This is a genomic window from Pseudomaricurvus sp. ABR4_320 (genome assembly GCF_056159445.1).
In genome coordinates this window covers 76,875-95,074 of the sequence record NZ_JBSWVF010000004.1, presented here as the reverse complement: position 1 = coordinate 95,074, position 18,200 = coordinate 76,875, and the positions used below count along the sequence as shown (strand labels likewise).

Genomic DNA, 18,200 nt, shown 5'->3' with positions numbered 1-18,200 from the left:
CATGGGCGGCAAAGCCGCGGATTATACGCAGATTCCCCAGGATTTAATACGTATCGAAGGGTCCTACAGCCAAAAGCGGGTTTTCGCTTGCCCAGACGACAAATTCGATGATCAGGCGCCAGCTTGGGCGCGAATTCGCGCAACAATCGCCCGCAATCCATTGCCACGGGTCGGGCTAAGATGCCGCTCTAAATCCAAAGCCTTAAAATAGCCATCAATATCAAACTCCCTGATGGAAGCAGGCGGTTTATCGTTATAGGCAGACATGACTAACGCGAGCAGCCCCCGAACAATAATGGCATCACTATCAACATCGAAACAAAGGCGATCACTCTCTTGGCGAGAGTGAAGCCAGACGTTGCTCTGACAACCTTTAACCAGACTTTCTGGCGTGCGCCGATCTTCAGGTAGCGTAGGCAGCCCCTTCCCCAGATCAATGATAAAGCTGTATTTCTGCTCCCAATCGTCAAAAAACGACAGATCGTCAATGATCTCATCGGGGGTAGGTAAATTCATGCAACGTCCTTAGGGAAAATTAGTGAACGGGTCCGCCTATTAAAAAAAGAGACCCGCTTCCAGCTGCGCTTCTTCTGACATCATCTCACGGCTCCAAGGAGGATCAAACACCAAGTCGACATTGACCTTTTGGACATTAGGCACCTTGGCAACCCGATAACGAACGTCACTTACCAATACTTGCCCCATACCGCAGCCGGGCGCCGTCAAGGTCATAGCGATATCAACCTGCCCGCTTTCCTGCACAATATCGACATGATAAATAAGCCCAAGACTGACCAAGCTGATGGGAATTTCCGGATCAAAAATGGAATCCAACGCTTGGTATACCTGATCACGATCAACACGGCCACTGCCGTCGTCTTCGAACACCGGTAGCTCAACTTTCTGCCCGATGGCATCAGCATCTGTGCCATCAATGCGCAGCATGTTGCCCTGCCAGGTTACGGTAAAATTCCCGCCCAGCGCTTGATTAATGGTAATAAACTGCCCCGAAGGGATAGTTTGCGGCTCCCCCGAAGGCACTCTTCGCGCAGGACATTCGCGCTCAGTAACAACCATATTTTGCTGCATTACAATCCCCTCAGCACGACCAGGCCAGCCTTACTCTTCTTCTTCAGCAACGCTGAAACTTTCACCGCACCCACAGGCAGCAGTGACATTGGGATTGTTAAACTTCACCGTTTTGTTAACACCCTCAAGGACGAAATCTATTTCCGTTCCACGAACCAAATCCAGCGCCGTACGATCTACGGCCAGAGAGATATCATCGCCAACATGAACAATCTTGTCGCCTGGCTCGGGACCATCTACCAGATCCAACACGTACGCATAACCGGTACAACCGCTTACCCGAGTGCTTAGACGAACCATCTGTTGTTCAGCAGCTGCCAGCTTCTCGCGAAAATGCTTGAGCGCAGGCGCTGTCATAGTGACAGCAGGTGCTGCTGGATCAAAACTCACAACTGTCATAATTTACCTCCAAAAAAGCGACGGCCTATTGTGCCGGTCACGGTTTTTTATTCGCTGTCGTTGATATTGGGGCATGCTCGCATTAACCCAACATTTGCACAGCTTTGCGCAATGCAGCGAATAACTGGTCGACTTCTTCCAGTGTGTTGTAAATGGCAAAAGACGCCCGCGCAGTCCCAGGAATCCCCAGACGCCCCATCAACGGCTCCGCACAGTGGTGCCCTGTGCGAATGGCGATCCCCTGCTGATCCAATAAAAAACCAACATCTGCCGGATGCCCTCCGGCGAGCAAAAAACTAAAAGCGCCTAGCTTGTGAGCAGCCTGACCAACCTGCTTTAATTCAGGAAAATCTGCCGCCAATTCCGTCGCCCTCTGCATCAGTGCCGCCTCATGGGCTGCGACCGCAGCTCGATCTAACGATTGAAACCATCGAACCGCGGCACCCAGACCAATGGCCCCTGCGATATTGGGTGTACCGGCTTCAAACCGATAAGGCAATTGATTCCACACCGCGGACTCGTACGTAACCTCGGATATCATTTCCCCACCGGTTTGCCATACCGGCAGACTCTCCAGGACCGACGCCTTTCCCCAGAGCACACCAATACCCGTTGGGCCATAGATTTTGTGACCGGAAAACGCGTAAAAATCACACCCCAGAGACTGCACATCGACACCACCGTGGGGCGCCCCTTGAGCACCATCGACCAAGACCAACGCACCGAACTCTTTCGCCGCCAGCGCTAATTCGCGCACTGGGTTTACCGTTCCCAGTGCGTTGGAGACATGGGGAAATGCAACCAGGCGAGTGTTTTCACTGAGCAGCTGCCGATAGGCGACCAGATCCAGCTCACCTAATTCAGTGATCGGAGCAATCACCAAGCGCGCACCACTGCGCTCACAAGCTTGCTGCCACGGAATAAGATTGGCGTGGTGCTCCATGGCGGTCACCAGCACCTCATCTCCGGGGTGAAGACTCGGTACCATACCGTTGGCAACCATGTTGATACCCTCGGTGGTACCGCGAGTCCAGATAACCTCTTCCGAGCGCTCCGCATTCAGGAAACCTGCCACACACTGACGGGCGTCTTCGAAACGGCGAGTGGCTTCATCAGCAAGACGATGCGCACCACGGTGCACATTGGAGTTGCACGTTGAGTAATAGTCCACCAATGCGTCAATGACGCATTGAGGCTTCTGCGTTGTGGCGGCGTTGTCAAGATAGACAAGCGGCTTGCCATTGACGTCCTGACTTAATATCGGAAACTCGTTACGTAGCGCTTCGACATTCAGCTCAGCAGACTTCATTTAACCTCCATGGCTACGAATCTCTGCCGCAACTGCGGACGCAGCCAGTCGGCCAGCTCCCCGTGGGGGAACTGTGCCAGCAACTCGTTTATAAAACCAAAATTCAACAGCTCTTGAGCTTTAGATACGCTTACGCCTCGACTGGTGAGATAGAACAACGCCTGTTGATCCATTTCAGCAATGGTAGCTCCGTGAGCACAGCGAACATCATCCGCATAGATCTCAAGCTCGGGCTTGGTATCAATTTCAGCCCGGCGAGAAAGCAACAAATTGCGGTTGTTTAATTCGGCAACGGTTTTTTGAGCATCCCGGTGAATATGAATTCGACCATTGAACACCGCGCGAGCATTGTCACCGACAATACCGCGAATTTTTTCAGAGGTCGTACCTTCCGGACACTCGTGTTCTACCGTTGCATGCAGATCAAAAATTTCTTTTTCTGCAAGCAAGTAAACCGCCCCAAGTTCCGCAAGCGCACCCGACTCTTTGTGAATAATATCCAGGTCTAGCCTCGACAACTGACTACCAAATGCAACAACATTGCTAACCAGATGTGATGCCCCCGCCAACGAAAAATGGCAACCACCGATGTGCAGCGCATTGCCGGTACTCATCTGCAAACGATAGTGCTGCAGCTTTGCCTTGGCTCGCAACAAATACTCGGTGTAGTAAGTGGCACGACTAGCGCTGCTGTCACTGCAGTCTTCTACAATGGATACGTCTGCATTCTCTCCGACACGAACTAACACCCGAGTATGGCTTTCAACGCCTGCTGAGTTGGCCACATGAATGCGTAGAGGCTGAGTTATTTTTACACCGTCCTGAACATCAACCACCAGTACGTCAGGCGCGAGAAGGTCGTTGACCAAACCAAACAAATGACGTTCAGGTTTGACGGATTTAAATGACTCTCTAACCCAGGACTGATCCTTTGCATCGATTTGATTAAGCGTCTTTACGCTCAATCCGGAGGGCAACGCCAGCTCGCTTCCCGACCTTAGCTGTCCATCGACAAGATGTAATTCGATACACGCCAAATCTGCGATTGATGGAACAGCAAAGGAATCATTGGAGCCATTAACGCCTCCAAGCTCAACTCGCTCCCACTGATTGACCGGCAGGTATTTCCAGGCTTCCGTTTTACGAGTAGGCCACGACCGAGACTGAAGTTCATTCAATGCACGATGACGCATCGGAGCCAACCAATCATCACCTACCCGCGCCCGAGAAAGCGTGTCACTTAACCATGAAGTCATTATTACTCCTCGACTCGCGCCTCAAATTCTTCGCGACGCTCTTTCAACCAGCCGTAACCTTGCTCTTCCAATTCAAGTGCCAGCGACGCATCACCACTGCGAACGATCTGCCCCGCTGACAACACATGAACAAAATCTGGCTTGATGTAGTCCAAAAGGCGCTGGTAGTGAGTGACAACAATGAAACTGCGCTTACCGTCACGCTGACTGTTAACGCCATCAGCAACCACTTGTAAAGCGTCAATATCCAACCCGGAATCCGATTCATCCAGAATGCACAGCGATGGCTTCAGCATTAACATCTGCAAAATTTCATTGCGCTTTTTTTCTCCACCGGAGAAGCCTTCGTTTACACCTCGTTTGAGAAAGTCAGCGGATAGATTCACTTGCTTACAGGCAGCTTTTGCCTGCTGCAGAAAATCACGCGACGAAAACTCTTCCTCACCATTAGCTGCGCGGGTTGCATCAACCGCAGCTTTAAGAAATTCCAGGTTACTGACCCCGGGTATTTCTACAGGATATTGGAACGCGAGAAAAAGTCCCGCGCGAGCGCGCTCTTCAGCGTCGAGAGAGAGCAAATCTTGCCCCTTAAACGTCGCACTGCCGTCAGTTGCCTCATAACCTTCACGGCCAGACAACACGTAACCTAATGTACTTTTACCGGCGCCGTTTGGCCCCATGATAGCGTGCACCTCACCGGGCTGAATCTCCAAGTCCAACCCTTTAAGGATGGGTTTTTCAGCAACGGTGGCATGTAAATTTTTAATAGACAGCATAGTATCGTTATTTCCTGTAAATCCTGTTGTCAGCCGACCGCGCCTTCGAGGCTGATTTCCAGCAATTTGCCGGCTTCGACGGCAAATTCCATAGGGAGCTCTTTGAAAACCTCTTTACAAAAACCATTGACGATCATGGATACTGCTTTTTCAGGGTCAATGCCCCGCTGCTGGCATAGAAACATCTGATCATCCGACACTTTCGAGGTGGTCGCTTCATGTTCGACGATCGCGGAAGGATTTCGGCTCTCAATATAAGGGAAGGTATGGGCTCCACAGCGGTCACCGATCAAGAGAGAATCGCACTGGGTATAATTGCGCGCGCCCTCTGCCGTACTGTTCATTTTTACCAATCCGCGGTAGCTGTTGTTGCTGCGCTCTGCAGAGATACCTTTGGATATGATCGTGGAGCGGGAGTTTTTCCCGAGATGGATCATTTTGGTTCCCGTGTCAGCCTGCTGGCATCCGCGAGTTAAGGCAACCGAATAAAATTCTCCGATGCTGTTGTCACCTTTCAAAATACAGCTGGGGTATTTCCAGGTGATTGCCGAACCAGTTTCAACCTGTGTCCAGGAGATTTTTGCGTCGTTGTGACAAATCCCCCTCTTGGTAACAAAGTTGTAGATACCTCCACGACCTTCTTCATCACCGGGATACCAGTTTTGAACCGTGGAATATTTAATTTCAGCACCGTCCAATGCGACCAATTCAACCACTGCTGCGTGCAGCTGGTTTTCATCCCGCTGGGGCGCAGTGCACCCCTCCAGGTAACTAACATGGCTGCCTTCATCGGCCACAATCAAAGTACGCTCGAACTGCCCCGTGTTTTGCTCGTTGATACGGAAGTACGTCGACAACTCCATTGGGCAGCGCACCCCCTTAGGGATGTAGACAAACGAACCATCGGTAAAGACGGCGCAATTCAGTGCGGCAAAATAATTGTCTCTCTGTGGAACAACGCTACCCAGATATTTTTTAACTAACTCCGGATATTTGTGTACCGCTTCAGAGATTGGACAGAAAATAACGCCTGCCTCTTCCAACTTCTCACGAAACGTTGTGACTACCGACACAGAATCAAAGACCGCATCGACCGCCACTCCCGCCAGCATTTGCTGCTCATGTAAGGGAATGCCTAACTTTTCGTAGGTTGCCAACAGCTCTGGATCAACTTCGTCCAGCGATTGAGGCTTATCCTTCATACTTTTGGGCGCTGAAAAATACGATATTGCCTGGTAATCAATCTCAGGATAATTCAACTGCGCCCAATCGGGCGGTGTCATTTCCAGCCAACTACGATAGGCTTTCAGACGCCATTCCAACATCCACTCCGGCTCGTTTTTGCGCACCGAAATGGCAGCGATAATTTCTTCATTGAGCCCGGGCGGAAACGTATCCGACTCCACCGCAGAAACGAATCCGGCGGAATACTCGCGTCTCAGGACTTCTTCAATTTGTTCACTCATGATTACGTCTCGCCTGTATCGAGATGAACGTTAATTCCGTGACCCCCAGCTGAGCCTCATGGCCAGCTGACGACGTCAAAAAACCTTTTTACTCAAGCGGCCTGAAGCTGCTCAACAACCTCACAAATATGCGCCGCTGCGCGGCGAATGTCTGATTCAGAGGTGTAGCGCCCCAGTGAAAATCGCACGGAACTGTGCGCATCCTCATCCGAGACGCCCATTGCCTTTAACACATAAGACGGCTCGATACTCGCCGATGTGCAGGCTGAGCCGGTAGACACAGCCAGCTCACGTAGGGACAACAGCAATGACTCACCATCCAGGCCAGAAAAACACACATTCAAATGGCCCGGCGCTATCTGCTCTTCTGAACCGTTACGCTTAATCCCGGGGAGATGTTTGATCTCAGCCCAAAAGCTGTCGCGCAGATCGCCAATTCGCCGAGCTTCTTCTTGCAGATTTTCACGACACAATTGAGCTGCAGCCCCCATTCCCACCAACTGATGGGTCGGCAGGGTTCCAGACCTCAACCCTCGCTCATGGCCACCGCCGTGAATCAACGGCGCGATTTCACGCTGTAAGCTGCGCTTTACGTAGAGAGCACCGACCCCTTTGGGACCGTAAAATTTGTGCGCTGATAGGCTCAACATATCAATACCGAGCTCATTTATATCAACAGAGACCTTGCCAACGGCTTGTGCGGCGTCGCAATGCATAAGAACGCCTTTTTGACGGCACAATGCCCCAATCTCAGCGATGGGATTGATGGCACCCGTCTCATTATTCACAAACATCAAGCTGACCAACTTGGTATCTGCCCGCAGTGCACTCTCTACTTGGGCATCATCAATGCGTCCATCGACGCCAGGTTGCAACCAAGTTATATCGACACCACGCTTTTCCAACCAGAGAGCGGGATCAATTACCGCCTTATGCTCTATGGCCGAGGTGATGAGATGCCCTTTAAAGTCACTGGCTTCAAACACACCTTTGAGCGCCAGGTTGTCCGACTCAGTAGCGCCACTGGTCCATACAATCTCTCGGCTGTCGCAGCCAATCAGCTCAGCCACTTGCAACCGCGCGGTCTCCACCTTCTCTTCCGCCTGCCAGCCAAACAGATGGGAACGAGAGGCCGGGTTGGCGAATACGCCATCCATCGTCAGGCAACCAGCCATCGCGTCAGCGACGGATGGATCGACAGGCGTTGTCGCCGCATAATCGAGATAAATCGGTTTAATCACGAACCACTCGCACTCAACAGCTCTAGTTTTTGCTCTAATTCAGGCTCGGCCTTGGCTATTTCGCCCTGACGCTCAACCAAACTCGCCAACGTAATGCTGCTTAAAAAGCGGTGTATTTGGTCACTCAGGTCACACCAAAGGTGATGTGTTAGACACTGACCACCCTCTTTTTTACAGGTGCTTGCTCCGCCACAACTGGTTGCATCAATATTTTCATTAACGGCGTCGATGATTTCAGCAACACAGATCGCGCTGGCTTCGCGACTGAGACGATAACCGCCGCCAGGGCCACGCACACTGCGCACCAGCGCCTGTTGCTTTAATTTGGCAAACAGCTGTTCAAGATAAGACAGTGAAATCTCTTGTCGCCGGGAAATATCGGCCAAACTAACGGGCCCCACTCCGGCATTTAGAGCCAGATCGAGCATCGCAGTTACTGCGTATCGGCCTTTTGTCGTCAGGCGCATTGCAATCTTCCTCGGGAAATATCAGGAACGCATTATAACCGAGTAAAACAGTCAAGTATATAACCTACTATTTTAATTGGTTATTGCCATTATCCACTGACTTATCGCTCTCAGGCCCCTGGCTGCTGCTTGCATCACGCTTGCGACTGTAGAAAATAAAATTCTGGATAGAAGTCAGCATGCCTCGCAAAATACTCAACTCCATCTCATCCAGCCGAATGCGACTGTAGAGTCGACGCAGTCGAGTCATCGTCTGCCTCGGGTTATCCCTTTCTATAAACCCCAGCTCAATGAGGGTTTGCTGCAGGTGTTCGTAGTACATTTCCAGCGCTTCGTGACGGGCCGGCGGCTGATCCCAGTCGTCGAAATGGGGCTCTTTGCCAGATTCTGCCGTGAGCCAAGCCATCCGCAATTCGTAACATATCACCTGAACGGCAGCGCCCAAATTTAACGCGCTATAGTCGGGGTTGGCGGGTATATGCACATGGCAATGACATTTATGCAGCTCCTGATTCGTCAATCCGCGGTCTTCACGCCCAAAAATAACGGCCACCGGGTGCTGTCGAGTCTCAGCAACCGCTTTTACACCCAACTCACGAGGAGTAACCAAAGGCCAGGGAATACGACGCTCCCGAGCACTGGTACCAACGACTAAGCCACAATCAGCCACAGCCTCATCGAGACTGTCCACGACCACAACCTCGTCCAAAAGCTCCGCCGCCCCAGCTGCTCGCCAGACGGCTTTATCTGCGGGAAACTCTTTAGGGCTGACCAAATACAAAGACGAGAGCCCCATGTTTTTCATCGCCCTAGCCGTGGCGCCAATATTGCCCGGATGACTGGTTTCAATGAGAACGATACGAATCTGATCCAACATTGTGTTTGCCATGGGTCTGCTGCGTAGTCCTGTGCTCAAAGGGCGCGCAGTCTACCAAACTCAATCAAGCGAGCCTACTCAGATTGAGAGGCCAGAGGGCCGCTGCTATAATCCCCGCTCCTTTCGTCTCCGTTGATCACCCCCTGGGCGCACCCATACAGACTGCCTCGCCTCCTCTTGTCGCAAATGACGGCTGGAGATCTCGACAGCATCTTCGGATCGAATGGCCTTTTTGTCTTACACCTCACCCTGATGGCCTGCCTTATGGAACCCATGATTAACATTGCCTTGCGCGCCGCCCGAAAAGCCGGCGAAATCATTGAACGCGCGATGGAAAAAGTCGACTTCATCTCAATCGAAGAGAAAGGTCGAAACGATTTCGTTACGGAAGTCGATAAAGCATCCGAGCGAGAGCTGATCAGCCAATTGCGTAAGGCTTACCCAGACCACTCCATTCTGGCGGAAGAAAGCGGCAGCGATGGCCGTGAAAGCGACTACGAATGGATCATCGACCCTCTAGATGGCACCACAAATTTTATCCACGGCATCCCTCACTTTGCGATCAGCATCGCCTGCACTTATAAGGGTCAACTTGAGCATGCCGTGGTTCTAAACCCGAGCACAAGAGAGGAATTCACCGCCAGCAGAGGCAAAGGTGCAACGCTAAACGGCAAACGCATCCGCGTATCAAACCGTCGGGAGCTGAAAGGCGCCGTCATAGGCACAGGAATTCCCTTCAGCGGCTTCGCGCTCGACAATATAGACAGCTATCTTGGCGCCCTGAAGGAAATCGCCGGGCAGACTGCCGGTATTCGTCGACCAGGCTCTGCTGCGCTGGACCTGGCGTATGTCGCTGCAGGTCGTTTCGACGGTTTCTGGGAAATGAACTTGCAGCCCTGGGATATTGCGGCAGGCTTACTGCTGGTTCGGGAAGCAGGAGGGTTGGTCAGCGATTTTAAAGGGGGGAATACAGCACTGGAGAACGGTCACATGGTTTGTGCTAATCCCAAGGTCTTTAAGCCTCTTTTACAGATTGTACAGAGACACCTCGGCCACATTTGATTCGGAAAAAATTCCGAACGTAGCCACTAAAATTCAGCAAGAAACCCTTCAGCCCAATCGCTTCAAGCGATTTCGAGCAGGCAAAAAAAGGCCCCGACTGGCGGGGCTACAAGCTCAGAGAGATTCTTTACAAAAAACTGTTGCGACTCAGTCGCAACAAACAATCCGATTACACCTTAAAAACTGTGTCTTTGCCGTGCCTGAGGCGTTACCTGAAAACTACGTCATCTAAAATAACGTCAGGACAACAGATTTGGCGTTAGCATCTTGACCTACATCAATAGAAGCAAGCGCCATGCCAAAAAAAAGCCGCTAAAAAGCGGCTTTTTTCAGATTTATTGCACCAACAAGTAACACATCGACTTAACGCCCCCTTATCGCGCACCAAATATTGTCATCTGGTGTGTCGATAGGAAACAAGGCGACAGACTCACCGTATTCAGGGCATATCATCAAGAACATCGTTTTCTTTAACAGGTACAACGAGGTCCTGACGATTAATTTTCAACGTCAACAGGAGGCTACTTGCCACATAGATAGAGGAATAAGTACCTATGATGATGCCAATAAGCAATGCGGTAGCAAATCCATGAATCGTTTCACCACCAAAATAAAACAATGCGATCAACACCAACACCGTGGTAAACGACGTGATCGTTGTGCGCCCCAAGGTTTGCGTCAGAGATATATCGATAACGTCCTGGGGTTCTTCACCTCGCAACAAGCGAAAATTCTCCCTGACCCGATCCGCGACCACGATGGTGTCGTTAAGCGAATAACCAATCACGGCTAGAACTGCAGCAAGTACCGTTAAGTCAAACTCCAGCTTCAGAATCGAAAAAACGCCAAGAGTAATGACGACATCGTGAACCAATGCCAATACTGCGCCGATCGAGAACTTGTACTGGAAACGCATTGCGACATATCCCATGACCACCAGCAATGCGAACAGCATTCCCAGGCCACCTTCATCTCGCAATTCCTCACCGATTTGTGGGCCCACAAACTCTACTCGACGCAATGAAGCAGGATTTGCCGACGCAGAGTTGATGGCGGCCAAAACCTTCTCACCAAGCCCAGGCTCGAAGCCTTGCTGCAGGCGAATCAAAACATCTGTATCTGCACCAAAGAAGACAACAACAGCACCATCAAAACCCGCATCGCTCAAATGGCTACGCAGATCACTCAAATGTGCCGGCTGCTCAAAACCCACCTCAATCTGCGTTCCGCCGGTAAAATCCAACCCAAACTGCAAACCATTAATGGCCAGAGAGCCGATTGATCCCAGCAAAAGAAGAATTGAAAACGCACCAGCGATGTATCGCTGCTTCATAAATTTGATAATCATGTGTTACCCCAAAACCTTTATCAGTCCGGTGAAGGATGTCAATGCAATGCTCATATCAGATCCAGATTTTCTCCAGTCTGCGGCGACGGCCATACCAAAGGTTAACCAGAGCGCGCGAACCGATAATAGCGGTAAACATCGATGTCAAAATTCCGATCGACAGGGTGACCGCAAACCCCTGCACCGGGCCAGACCCAATTGCGTAGAGGATGACAGCCACGATAAGCGTTGTGATGTTTGCATCCAGAATGGTCGAGAACGCGCGATCATAACCGGAGTGAATCGCCGATTGTGGCGCAACACCATCCTTGAGCTCCTCTCGAATCCGAGAAAAGATCAACACATTGGCATCCACCGCCATACCTACGGTTAATACAATCCCTGCAATCCCCGGCAGAGTTAGCGTAGCCCCCAATAGGGACATACAGGCGACCAACAGCACCATATTGAGAATCAAGGCGAAATTGGCGATAACGCCGAATACCCGGTAGTAAATCAGCATAAAGAGAAGCACGAGCCCCAGACCGATCTGTACTGACTGCACGCCCAACTGAATGTTCTCAGCCCCCAATGATGGACCGATAGTGCGCTCTTCTACGAAGTACATCGGCGCGGCCAGTGCACCAGCACGCAACAACAGCGCCAGCTCAGAGGCTTCTGCCGGGCTCTCTAGCCCGGTGATGCGAAATTGCACCCCCAGGGCACTTTGGATGGTTGCCAGGCTGATAACCTTGCGTTCAATCAGCTGTTGAGGCACCAATTTTTCGGTGCCATCTTCAGCGACTTCTTTCACCATCTGCGTTTTGTATTCGGTAAACAGAACCCCCATACGGCGGCCGACGCTATTACGCGTGGCGCGGTGCATTTTGGTCCCCCCACTGCTGTCGAGAGTGATATTGACCTGCGGCAAACTGGTTTGAGTATCGAAACTCGATTGTGCGTTCGCGACATGATCACCAGTTAAAATGATTTGCTTTTCCAAATCGGCGTTGCCAAAGCGTCGCTGATCCAGCTCGCTGCGAAACTCGAAAGATTCTTTCCGCACGACCAGCTCATCGGGCGTGGCTTCAAGGCGAAACTCCAAGTTTGCGGTTTTACCAATAATTCGTTTTGCCTCAGCAGTATCCTGAACGCCAGGCAACTCAACCACCACGCGGTTACTGCCTTGACGCTGGACAATAGGCTCAGACACACCGAGCTCATTAACACGGTTGCGCAGGGTTGTCAGGTTCTGACTCACCGCATAATCTTCAATTTCGGCAACAGCCTGTTCCGTCATCTGCAGCTTCAGCAGGAATTCCCCGCCCGATTCCGAAGTGCTGGATTGCAGAGTTTGAAAATCGCTGCGCACCTTACGCGCTGCGGCATCCCTATCTTCAGCACTGCGAAACACCGCCGTGATGACGTTTTGATCATCCAGTTCAACGCTGCGGTAGCGAACCTTATCCTTGCGCAGTTGAGATTTAAGCTCATCGGCATCGGACTCAAGACGGGTTGCCACGGCCGACTTGGTATCGACTTCCAACAGAAAATGCACACCCCCCGCCAGATCAAGGCCCAGCTTCATGGGAGAAGCACCCAAGGCTCGCAACCAATCCGGCGTCGTTGGCGCCAAATTGAGAGCAACCACGTAATTGAGCCCCAGCTTTTCTGCAATGGCTTCTTTCGCTGGCAGCTGCTGATCGGCCGACCGCAACCTCAGCAACCCGCTGGAACCTGTGGTTTCAGCGCCAAAGTACTCAATACCCGCTTCTTTAAGCGCATCTTCAGCCTGTTGCAACGCGGTCTCATCAATGACCGTGGCTCCCGACTGCCCGGAAATCTGTACAGCAGGATCCGGAGGATACAAATTTGGCATTGCATAGATAATGGCAAAAACGGCCACTAGAACGACTAGAAGATTTTTCCAAAGGGGAAAACGGTTCAACATAAGACTTTCCATCGCGACCCAAAGGGTCGTTATTTCATCGTTGGATAATTGCGCGGACCAGAGTCCAATCAGACCAAATCACAAACAGACAACAGCCAAAGGCGGCAGCGGCGAAGATCAGGGGCCCGCATTATACGGAAAATTATTTCAGGCCAGGTACTGCCCTTCCCTGCTTTGCATAAAATTTCTCAACAAAGTCTTCCAATGCATCGCTTTCAATGGCTTTTCTCAACCCATGCATGACCGTCTGGTAGTAAGTCAGGTTATGTATGGTATTGAGCTGAGAGCCAAGGATTTCACCGCACTTATCTAAGTGGTGCAGATAACTGCGACTGAAATTGGCGCAAGTATAGCAATGGCATTCGGGATCAAGAGGGCCAGTATCTGTGCGATGAGAGGCATTGCGGATTTTGACCACGCCGGCTGCAGTGAATAAATGACCATTGCGAGCGTTGCGAGTCGGCATCACACAATCGAACATATCCACCCCTCGTCGCACGCCCTCCACCAAATCTTCTGGCTTGCCGACGCCCATTAAATATCGCGGAAACTCCGCCGGCATCTGTGGCGTGAGCGAGGACAAAATGCGATGCATGTCCTCTTTGGGCTCACCAACCGAAAGACCGCCAATGGCGTAACCGTCAAAACCGATATCTAACAGTCCGGTGAGAGATTCCTGCCGCAACGACTCATACATTCCCCCCTGAATAATGCCAAAAAGCGCTGAGGGGTTGTCGCCATGAGCATCGCGGCTACGCTTCGCCCACCGCAGAGAAAGTGCCATAGAATCTCGGGCTTCCTTCTCCGTGGCGGGATAAGGGGTGCACTCGTCAAAGATCATCACGATATCTGACCCCAGATCCCTCTGCACCTGCATTGAGATCTCTGGGGTTAACTCAACTTTGGAACCGTCAATTGGAGAGCGGAATACCACGCCTTGTTCCGTAATTTTGCGCAATTTCCCCAAAGAGAAGACCTGGAAGCCACCAGAATCGGTCAAGATCGGTCCTGGCCATTGGACAAAGTCATGTAAATCGCCGTGTTGCCGCACGATCTCCGTTCCCGGCCGCAACATCAAATGGAAGGTATTTCCGAGAATTATTTCGGCGCCAGTCGCCTCGATATCCCGAGGCAGCATGCCTTTTACCGTGCCGTAGGTACCTACGGGCATAAACGCCGGGGTTTCTACCGTGCCGCGCGCAAAGGTCAAGCGACCGCGTCGAGCGGCTCCGGATGTACCCAGCAGTTGAAACCCCTGGTAATTTCTTTCCGATGTCATATTAGGGCAACTCCTCGGCACTGGCGTGGGAGTTTCGGGTAAGAAACATAGCGTCTCCATAGCTGAAAAATCGATACCGGTTGGCCACGGCCTCGCGGTAGGCCGTCATCGTGTTGCGATAACCGGCAAAGGCGCTCACCAACATTAACAACGTTGATTCCGGCAGATGGAAATTTGTCACCAGGGCATCGACAACCTGATATTGATAACTGGGGTAAATAAAAATATTGGTTTCCCCTTGGTAGGGTTCAATTGCCCCATCCTGGGCGGCCGTCTCCAAACAACGAACAACCGTGGTTCCCACAGCAACAACTCGACGACCCGCTTTTTTGGTCGATCTCACCAGATCGCATACGGCGTCATCGACCTCCATAATTTCAGAGTGCATATGATGATCCCGCACCTGATCAACCCTCACAGGTTGAAAAGTACCCGCGCCTATGTGGAGAGTAACAAAGGCCGTCTGCACGCCTTTATTTCTCAAGGCTTCGATAAAGGTCTCATCAAAGTGCAAACCGGCCGTAGGTGCTGCAACAGCTCCAAGTTTTCGACTATAGACGGTCTGATAGCGCTCTCGGTCGTCTTCCATCGCCTGACGACCAATATAGGGTGGCAACGGCAAATGACCGATCCGATCCAGCACCTCTAAAATCGACAGTTCGCTGTGGAACGTCAGCTCAAACAATGCTTCCTGCCGACCGACGACCGTAACCCTGGTGCCATCCTCAAGGATAAGCTCGGAATCGACTTTGGGGGATTTGCTGGCGCGGACATGAGCCAGCGCACGATGAGGACTGGTAATCCGCTCGACGAGAACTTCAACCCGCCCACCCGTTGACTTTTGCCCGTAAACACGAGCCGGAATAACCCGGGTGTCGTTAAATACCAGTAAATCTCCTGGCTCTAGCCAATCCAAAAGATCGGGAAACTGGCCATGCTCTATCGTGCCTGACTCACCATCCAGCCGCAGCAGACGACTGCCGCTTCGTTGCTGGGTTGGCTCTGAGGCAATAAGATCATCGGGTAACTCGTAGAAAAAGTCCTGACGGCGCATAGTGAGGATAAACTGGGGGCAATGAAAAACAGGGCGCAAGAGTAGCGGAAAAGGCCGCTGGACGCCAAAATTTCACCCGAAAAGCACGCCAAACGCCTCAACTAGAGACGTTACAGCCTCAGAGCTATGCGAATAGACACGCTTGGGCCTGCTACCTGTATAAAACCTAGCCCATGTTTAGCGTAAAGTCATCGGCATCCAGGTGTGCGGGGAAGGCTTCACGATAATCGTTTAAGGCAGCAGCAGATAGAGTGCCGGTAAAAATTCCCTGTTCAGATTTGGGTTCGACGAGAGCCTCGCCACGAGCATCCAGGATAATGCTGCCACCACTGTAGTCGTTCCCCTTACCGTCAACGCCGATGCGATTAACGCCAACAACACAGGCAAGATTTTCGATGGCTCTGGCCTTTAGCAAGGTCGACCAGTGCTTTTCTCTGGCCGCAGGCCAATTGGCAACAAACACCATAAGGTCATAGTCACCGCGATTGCGACACCAGACGGGAAAGCGCAGGTCATAGCAAATCAAGGGCAACACACGCCATCCCTTCACTTCCACAAAAATTTTAGTGTTTCCCGACTTGTATCGCTTGTCTTCGCCCATCATACGGAATAAGTGTTTTTTAGCGTAGGTCTGGTAACTACCATCAGGAGACATCCAAACCAGCCGGTTAACCGGCTCATTATTTTCGAGGACGGCGTAACTTCCGGTAATGACACTTCCGGACGCCTTGGCTACCTCGGCCATCCACCCCAGAGTCTCGCCTTCTTCAGGCTCTGCCACCGAACGCACATCCATACTGAATCCGGCAGTAAACATTTCTGGCAATACGATCAGATCGTGAGGCATATCGAGCTCGGCGATACGCTCAGCAAAAGCAGTCCGATTGGCCATAGGATCTTTCCAAACCAAAGGCTGCTGTACGATTCCGACCGTTAAATCCTGCGCAGGCATCACGTAAAACTCCGAAACATAAGTGTACGAGGACTATATCACGAAGCTGAAGGGCTCTTAAAAATGCACGAAGACAGAAGACTTGGTTTGTATCACCAATCTTAAGAAGGCTACACATTGACTAAAATAAGAAGCAGTATATCTACAATGGGTAACTACCCCTGATGGAGCTCAGAAAATACTCAACCGATCGCTAAAAAGAGATGTCATTGCCTGAATTTAGGATAGCCACCGCTGGATCACGCTACTCCCCATGATCAGAGACTGAGGATTGAGTGACTATCCCAAATTGGGGAATACCCCATTCAATGACAAAAGCCGCATAAAGCCTCTTTAGCGTTGGATTAAAAGGCGTCTCGGTGAAGGTCTTCTGAAATTTCATCGGGATTGAAAACAGGAGAGCCGTATTCGTCGCTTTCCACCAGCCAGTCATAACTGTCTTCATTATTCAGGTATACAGAAAAATCATCAGCCTCAAGGTTCATCAAGTAGTTCACAGCAATTCTCCTTAAACAGTAAAAACAACCACTGAGAACCCGCGACAGTCACAGGCATTTTTATACGTCGGCGAGCCTCACAGGAGTAATTGCATGGCGCGTACCATCTACATGAAGAATAAAATCTGGCGAATTTTTTATTTTAAATTAATGGCTTACAGTACCTGAAAAACGTTCTCAAGAAGATATTGGAGCATTTACGACAAAGATCATTACCATTTCTTTACGATTTGTTGATATCGAGTGTCAGTTTTACATCAGACAGCACGACTAGCCGAACAACTTGTGCACGGACTTGCTCAACGCCTTTGCCATGGTGTTTTGAGGATCGCGATTCATTTCATCATCCGCATCTTCTATATTGACGAAATGCTCCAGAAAATAATCCACCTCCGGCAATTCAAACCCTTCCAACCGCGATTCCAAGTTTGTCAGAGTTTGCTGATATTCGTTGTTCCCGTTACTCAATTCTGCCTTCGCCTTGAGAATCGCTGATAGCATATCTGCCGCCTTGATGTATTTTCTCTCCACCAGAGAAACACCATCTTGCTTGACGACTTCCGCCATACCAGACTGCATTGCTACCGGCAGCATCGCCAGCAAGGCATTTTCCGCGTCCCTCTCAATGACTTCATATGCACGCTTCAACTCTGGCGAATAATATTTCACTGGGGTTGGTAAATCCCCGGTGATGGATTCTGCACAGTCGTGATACAACGCCAGCGTCGCCAACCGATAAGCATCAAGATCCCCCTGAAAAACTCGCTGATTAATCACGCCCAGCATATGCGCGATGACCCCGGCTTCCCAACTGTGCTCCATAACGTTTTCAGGAATGGTGTTACGTTTCAAATTCCAGCGCTGAATCCAGCGAATACGAGCGATGATCTTTAAAAAATTTCCTGCCATATTGCTCACTCCTCGGTACTCTTCAACAATCTCTTCTCTTCGCTGGTATTGTTTATGTCCTGGCACCCGCGATAGAGAAGCGTATCGTCGAACATCTGTACAAACTCGAAAATAAACTGTATTTATATACACTATGCCGCCATCAGCGACAGATCAACATTTATTCAGCGCCAAGGAGATTACGTGTCGTGTTTTCAGGCACATCCACACTTTTTGGCGCGAATATCATCCGATTATTATCGGTTTAGACCTACTGCAACTGATATCCGCAACACTCTGCTCAATACGT

Annotated in this window: 18 protein-coding genes; 1 reads left to right on the top strand and 17 read right to left on the bottom strand. The window is 50.9% G+C overall.

Annotated features, from left to right (window positions below):
* Window positions 1-111 precede the first annotated feature (111 nt).
* The 10 genes from ACXAFR_RS09460 to trmJ all read right to left on the bottom strand — a co-directional run bounded on the left by ACXAFR_RS09460 (window position 112) and on the right by trmJ (window position 8,892).
* Window positions 112-516 carry a SufE family protein gene (locus ACXAFR_RS09460; RefSeq protein ID WP_475176013.1) on the bottom strand — a complete coding sequence of 135 codons (405 nt, stop codon included), beginning with the start codon at window positions 514-516 and terminating at the stop codon, window positions 112-114.
* 39 nt (window positions 517-555) lie between these two features.
* Window positions 556-1,089 (bottom strand): putative Fe-S cluster assembly protein SufT, encoded by a 534-nt coding sequence (gene sufT, locus ACXAFR_RS09455; protein ID WP_475176011.1) that lies wholly within the window; start codon window positions 1,087-1,089, stop codon window positions 556-558.
* Window positions 1,090-1,119: 30 nt separating this feature from the next.
* On the bottom strand, window positions 1,120-1,488 hold the full coding sequence (locus tag ACXAFR_RS09450) for a HesB/IscA family protein (protein ID WP_475176008.1): 369 nt from the start codon (window positions 1,486-1,488) through the stop codon (window positions 1,120-1,122).
* Window positions 1,489-1,570: 82 nt separating this feature from the next.
* Window positions 1,571-2,797 carry an aminotransferase class V-fold PLP-dependent enzyme gene (locus ACXAFR_RS09445; protein ID WP_475176007.1) on the bottom strand — a complete coding sequence of 409 codons (1,227 nt, stop codon included), beginning with the start codon at window positions 2,795-2,797 and terminating at the stop codon, window positions 1,571-1,573.
* Window positions 2,794-4,053 (bottom strand): Fe-S cluster assembly protein SufD, encoded by a 1,260-nt coding sequence (sufD, locus tag ACXAFR_RS09440; RefSeq protein WP_475176005.1) that lies wholly within the window; start codon window positions 4,051-4,053, stop codon window positions 2,794-2,796. Before sufD ends, ACXAFR_RS09445 begins: the two co-directional genes overlap by 4 nt.
* 2 nt (window positions 4,054-4,055) lie before the next feature.
* Complete coding sequence (sufC, locus tag ACXAFR_RS09435; RefSeq protein ID WP_475176004.1) at window positions 4,056-4,829, bottom strand: Fe-S cluster assembly ATPase SufC; 774 nt, start codon at window positions 4,827-4,829, stop codon at window positions 4,056-4,058.
* A gap of 29 nt (window positions 4,830-4,858) precedes the next feature.
* A complete protein-coding gene (sufB, locus tag ACXAFR_RS09430; RefSeq protein WP_475176003.1) occupies window positions 4,859-6,295 on the bottom strand; it encodes a Fe-S cluster assembly protein SufB in 1,437 nt (478 codons plus the stop codon).
* A 92-nt stretch (window positions 6,296-6,387) separates the two neighbouring features.
* The gene (locus ACXAFR_RS09425; RefSeq protein WP_475176001.1) at window positions 6,388-7,536 is read right to left on the bottom strand and encodes a cysteine desulfurase family protein; all 1,149 of its coding nucleotides are present in this window, start codon (window positions 7,534-7,536) and stop codon (window positions 6,388-6,390) included.
* Window positions 7,533-8,003: a Fe-S cluster assembly transcriptional regulator IscR gene (iscR, locus tag ACXAFR_RS09420; RefSeq protein WP_475175999.1), complete on the bottom strand. Its 471-nt coding sequence runs from the start codon at window positions 8,001-8,003 to the stop codon at window positions 7,533-7,535. Before iscR ends, ACXAFR_RS09425 begins: the two co-directional genes overlap by 4 nt.
* Before the next feature lie 67 nt (window positions 8,004-8,070).
* A complete protein-coding gene (trmJ, locus tag ACXAFR_RS09415) occupies window positions 8,071-8,892 on the bottom strand; it encodes a tRNA (cytosine(32)/uridine(32)-2'-O)-methyltransferase TrmJ (protein WP_475175998.1) in 822 nt (273 codons plus the stop codon).
* Window positions 8,893-9,144: 252 nt separating this feature from the next.
* Here trmJ and ACXAFR_RS09410 point away from each other — a divergent pair, with 252 nt between their 5' ends.
* Entirely contained in the window at window positions 9,145-9,942 is a 798-nt protein-coding gene (locus ACXAFR_RS09410; protein ID WP_475175996.1) for an inositol monophosphatase family protein, read from the top strand.
* Between the two features lie 439 nt (window positions 9,943-10,381).
* On the opposite strand, the gene secF is transcribed toward ACXAFR_RS09410, so the two are convergent.
* From secF to yfbR, 7 genes are all read right to left on the bottom strand, one after another.
* Window positions 10,382-11,290: a protein translocase subunit SecF gene (secF, locus tag ACXAFR_RS09405; protein WP_475175993.1), complete on the bottom strand. Its 909-nt coding sequence runs from the start codon at window positions 11,288-11,290 to the stop codon at window positions 10,382-10,384.
* 55 nt (window positions 11,291-11,345) lie between these two features.
* Window positions 11,346-13,220: a protein translocase subunit SecD gene (gene secD / locus ACXAFR_RS09400; protein ID WP_475175989.1), complete on the bottom strand. Its 1,875-nt coding sequence runs from the start codon at window positions 13,218-13,220 to the stop codon at window positions 11,346-11,348.
* Between the two features lie 142 nt (window positions 13,221-13,362).
* Window positions 13,363-14,499, bottom strand: coding sequence for a tRNA guanosine(34) transglycosylase Tgt (gene tgt / locus ACXAFR_RS09395; protein ID WP_475175988.1), 1,137 nt, complete (start codon window positions 14,497-14,499; stop codon window positions 13,363-13,365).
* A 1-nt stretch (window position 14,500) separates the two neighbouring features.
* Window positions 14,501-15,553: a tRNA preQ1(34) S-adenosylmethionine ribosyltransferase-isomerase QueA gene (gene queA, locus ACXAFR_RS09390; protein WP_475175987.1), complete on the bottom strand. Its 1,053-nt coding sequence runs from the start codon at window positions 15,551-15,553 to the stop codon at window positions 14,501-14,503.
* Between the two features lie 166 nt (window positions 15,554-15,719).
* Window positions 15,720-16,505 (bottom strand): amidohydrolase, encoded by a 786-nt coding sequence (locus ACXAFR_RS09385; RefSeq protein ID WP_475176877.1) that lies wholly within the window; start codon window positions 16,503-16,505, stop codon window positions 15,720-15,722.
* A gap of 344 nt (window positions 16,506-16,849) precedes the next feature.
* Window positions 16,850-17,002, bottom strand: coding sequence for a hypothetical protein (locus tag ACXAFR_RS09380; protein WP_475175985.1), 153 nt, complete (start codon window positions 17,000-17,002; stop codon window positions 16,850-16,852).
* Between the two features lie 270 nt (window positions 17,003-17,272).
* The gene (gene yfbR, locus ACXAFR_RS09375; RefSeq protein WP_475175983.1) at window positions 17,273-17,911 is read right to left on the bottom strand and encodes a 5'-deoxynucleotidase; all 639 of its coding nucleotides are present in this window, start codon (window positions 17,909-17,911) and stop codon (window positions 17,273-17,275) included.
* Between the last annotated feature and the right edge of the window lie 289 nt (window positions 17,912-18,200).

Bases quoted from the DNA above. Each gene is read 5' to 3' on its own strand.
- ACXAFR_RS09460 (WP_475176013.1), bottom strand. From the start codon at position 516: ATGAATTTACCTACCCCCGATGAGATCATTGACGATCTGTCGTTTTTT.
- sufT (WP_475176011.1), bottom strand. From the start codon at position 1,089: ATGCAGCAAAATATGGTTGTTACTGAGCGCGAATGTCCTGCGCGAAGA.
- ACXAFR_RS09450 (WP_475176008.1), bottom strand. From the start codon at position 1,488: ATGACAGTTGTGAGTTTTGATCCAGCAGCACCTGCTGTCACTATGACA.
- ACXAFR_RS09445 (WP_475176007.1), bottom strand. From the start codon at position 2,797: ATGAAGTCTGCTGAGCTGAATGTCGAAGCGCTACGTAACGAGTTTCCG.
- sufD (WP_475176005.1), bottom strand. From the start codon at position 4,053: ATGACTTCATGGTTAAGTGACACGCTTTCTCGGGCGCGGGTAGGTGAT.
- sufC (WP_475176004.1), bottom strand. From the start codon at position 4,829: ATGCTGTCTATTAAAAATTTACATGCCACCGTTGCTGAAAAACCCATC.
- sufB (WP_475176003.1), bottom strand. From the start codon at position 6,295: ATGAGTGAACAAATTGAAGAAGTCCTGAGACGCGAGTATTCCGCCGGA.
- iscR (WP_475175999.1), bottom strand. From the start codon at position 8,003: ATGCGCCTGACGACAAAAGGCCGATACGCAGTAACTGCGATGCTCGAT.
- trmJ (WP_475175998.1), bottom strand. From the start codon at position 8,892: ATGGCAAACACAATGTTGGATCAGATTCGTATCGTTCTCATTGAAACC.
- ACXAFR_RS09410 (WP_475175996.1), top strand. From the start codon at position 9,145: ATGGAACCCATGATTAACATTGCCTTGCGCGCCGCCCGAAAAGCCGGC.
- secF (WP_475175993.1), bottom strand. From the start codon at position 11,290: ATGATTATCAAATTTATGAAGCAGCGATACATCGCTGGTGCGTTTTCA.
- secD (WP_475175989.1), bottom strand. From the start codon at position 13,220: ATGTTGAACCGTTTTCCCCTTTGGAAAAATCTTCTAGTCGTTCTAGTG.
- tgt (WP_475175988.1), bottom strand. From the start codon at position 14,499: ATGACATCGGAAAGAAATTACCAGGGGTTTCAACTGCTGGGTACATCC.
- queA (WP_475175987.1), bottom strand. From the start codon at position 15,553: ATGCGCCGTCAGGACTTTTTCTACGAGTTACCCGATGATCTTATTGCC.
- ACXAFR_RS09385 (WP_475176877.1), bottom strand. From the start codon at position 16,505: ATGCCTGCGCAGGATTTAACGGTCGGAATCGTACAGCAGCCTTTGGTT.
- yfbR (WP_475175983.1), bottom strand. From the start codon at position 17,911: ATGGCAGGAAATTTTTTAAAGATCATCGCTCGTATTCGCTGGATTCAG.